This is a genomic window from Pseudonocardia pini (assembly GCF_013870575.1).
Lineage (GTDB): Bacteria > Actinomycetota > Actinomycetes > Mycobacteriales > Pseudonocardiaceae > Pseudonocardia > Pseudonocardia pini.
Genome location: NZ_JACBXB010000683.1, coordinates 1 through 3,060 on the forward strand (window position 1 = coordinate 1; position 3,060 = coordinate 3,060).

Sequence of the window (3,060 nt, forward strand, 5' to 3'; positions counted from 1 at the left end):
GGTTCACCTCGTCCTCGCGGTAGAGCGCGACCAGCGGCAGCAGCCCCAGGAACACCCAGTGCCAGGACAGCCGTTCGGTGAGCACCCCCGCCACCGGCGGCCCGACCAGCGACGGCACCACCCACGCGGACGACACCAGGCCGAACACCGCGGGCCGGGACCGCTCCGCGTAGACCTGGGCGATCAGCACGTAGACCGCGACGCCCTGGGCGCCCGCCCCGAGACCCTGCAGCAGCCGGCCCGCGAGGAGCTGCGGGAACGTGCCTGCCGTGCCCGCCACCAGCAGCCCGAGCCCGAACACGGCCGGGGCGACGAGCAGCACGAGCCGGGGACCCCGGGCGTCGCACCACCGGCCGCCGAGGACGGTGCCGACGACCGTCGTCGCGATGAAGGCGACGAAGGGCCAGGCGTAGTCCTCCACCCGTGCGAGCTCGGCGACGACCGCGGGCATCGCGGTGCCGACGCCCATCTGCTCGAAGGCGATGAGGCTGATCAGCAGCAGGATCCCGACGGTCACCGACCGCCGGGACCGCCCGAACAGGTCGTCACGAACAGAGGCCACGAGAGCAGTCTGCAACCTCGACCCGAGTTCAGCTCAACGCATTATGGAGCCACAACTGTCGTTCTCGGGCCCTGGAACGACAGTTGTGGCTCCATAATGCGGTCAGGGGAGGCGGGCGAGGAGCTCGGTGGTGAAGCGCTCGGTCCCCGCCGTGCCGCCCAGGTCCCTCGTGCGGCTGCCCTCCGCCAGTTGGCTGCGCATGGCCCGGGTGATCTCCGCCGCGGCCTCCGGGTGGCCCAGGTGCTCGAGCATCATCGCGGCGGACCAGATGGCGCCCAACGGGTTCGCGAGGTCCTTGCCGGCGATGTCCGGCGCGGAGCCGTGCACGGGCTCGAACATCGACGGGTGCTCGCGCTCGGGGTTCAGGTTGCCGGACGGGGCGATCCCGATCGACCCGGCGACGGCCGCGGCCAGGTCGGAGAGGATGTCCCCGAACAGGTTCGACGCCACGATCACGTCGAAGCTCCCCGGCTGCAGGACCAGCTTCGCGGCCAGCGCGTCGATGTGCTCGGTCCGGAGCTCGACGCCGGGGTGGGCGGCCGCGCGCTCGGCCACGACCTCGTCCCAGAACGGCATGGTGTGCACGATGCCGTTGGACTTGGTCGCGGACGTGACGTGCTTGCGGCGGGTCTCGGCGAGGGCGAACGCGTAGTCGGCGATCCGGGACACACCCGCGCGGGTGAAGACGGCCTCCTGCACCGCGAGCTCGGAGGGCAGCCCGCGGTTCATCCGCCCGCCGATCTCGGAGTACTCGCCCTCCGAGTTCTCCCGGACGACCACGAAGTCCACCCCCGCGGCCTCGGCGAGGGGGGACCGGACGCCGTCGAACACGGCGATGGGGCGGAGGTTCACGTACTGGGCGAACGCCCGCCGGATGGGGATCAACAGCCCCCACAGCGAGACGTGGTCCGGCACACCGGGCCAGCCGACGGCGCCGAGCAGGATCGCGTCGTGCCCCTGGATCTGCGCGAGCCCGTCGGCGGGCATCATCGCGCCCTCGGTCGCGTACCGCTCGCACGACCAGTCGAAGGAGTCGTAGCCGAAGGAGATCCCGTGCCGCCGCCCGACGGCGTCGAGCACCGCGGTGGCGGGCGGGATCACCTCCTGCCCGATGCCGTCTCCGGGGATCAGGGCGATGCGGTGGGACGTGCTCATGTCCTCCAGGCTGTCACACGCCGATGTCGACGCTCGGGCTCGGCGGGCGGACCTGCGGCGGCCGATCGTGGCGGCGGGGTCGGTCCCGGACGCGGGCCGAGGTCCGACTCGCGCGTCGGTGGTGTCCGACTCGCGCGTCGAGAGTGGGGGACTCGCGGGTCAGGGGCGGCGGCGGGGGAGGGCGCCCGCACCCGCGATCACCACCAGGCCGGCCAGGGGGACGACCAGCAGCCCGACGCGCAGGCTCGTCAGGTCCGCGACCAGCCCGACCACCGGGGGCGACACCAGGAACCCGATCCGCAGCAGCCAGCTGACCACGGTCAGGCCCGCGCCCGCCGGGAGGCCGGGCAGCTCGTCGGCGGCGTGCATGGCGGCCGGGATGAGCGTGGCCACCCCGAACCCGGCGAGCCCGAACCCGACGATCGTGAGCGGGATCGAGGGGAAGGCCAGCGCCAGGCCCATCCCCACCACCACGATCACGGCTCCGCCGCGGGCCGTGGCGCGCTGCCCGAACCGGTCGACCACCCGGTCGCCGATCACCCGGCCCAGGAACTCGAGGGCCTGCAGCGCCACGAACCCGAGCCCGGCGACGGCCGCCGCCGCGCCCAGGCTGTCGGACAGGTACACCGCGCCCCACGAGGCGCCGGAGTCCTCGATCAGCGCTCCGGCCGAGGCGATCACACCCAGCACCAGCAGGACCAGCAGCGCCTTCCCACCCGCCCGGGACCGGACGCGGAACGGCGTGGCGACCGGCTCGCGTTCGGAGTCCTCCGGCCCCGGCAGCAGGAACCGGTAGGCGCCGAGCGCGACGGCGATGAACAGCACCGCGGACCCGCCGAGATGGATCGGCAGGGGCAGCGCGAGCCCCGCCGCGGCCGAGCCCATCAGCCCGCCGAGCACCGATCCCGCGCTCCACGTGGCGTGGAACGAGTTGAGGATCGAGCGGCCGTACCGGCGTTGGACGCGCAGGGCGTGCGCGTTCTGCGCGACGTCGACCACCGCGTCGCACGCCCCGGCCAGGAACAGCGCCGCGGCGAGCAGCACGACGTTCGGCGCGAGCCCGGCCAGCAGGATCCCGATCGCGACGGCGACCATGCCGAAGCTCGCCACCCGGGACGAGCGGAACCGCCCGACCAGCGCCGACGCCGTCAGACCGGCCAGGAGCGCACCGAGCGGGAACGCGGCGATCGCGGCCCCGAGCGCCGCGTTGCTCAGCCCCAGCGAGTCCTTGATCTCCGGGTAGCGCGGCAGCAGGTTCGCGAACACCGCCCCGTTGGTGAGGAACACCGCGGCGACGGCGACGCGGGCCCGCTTGTCCTGTACCGCCGTCGTGCCCGCCACCG

General features: G+C 73.8%; 3 protein-coding genes. All 3 read right to left on the minus strand.

The window, feature by feature from the left end:
- Positions 1 to 562: MFS transporter (locus tag H5J29_RS27105; RefSeq protein ID WP_312858437.1), on the minus strand; the 562-nt coding region annotated here is incomplete at its 3' end.
- A 102-nt stretch (positions 563 to 664) separates the two neighbouring features.
- Positions 665 to 1,717, minus strand: coding sequence for a tartrate dehydrogenase (locus H5J29_RS27110; protein ID WP_181783833.1), 1,053 nt, complete (start codon positions 1,715 to 1,717; stop codon positions 665 to 667).
- Positions 1,718 to 1,876: 159 nt separating this feature from the next.
- On the minus strand, positions 1,877 to 3,058 hold the full coding sequence (locus H5J29_RS27115) for an MFS transporter (RefSeq protein ID WP_181783834.1): 1,182 nt from the start codon (positions 3,056 to 3,058) through the stop codon (positions 1,877 to 1,879).
- Positions 3,059 to 3,060 lie beyond the last annotated feature (2 nt).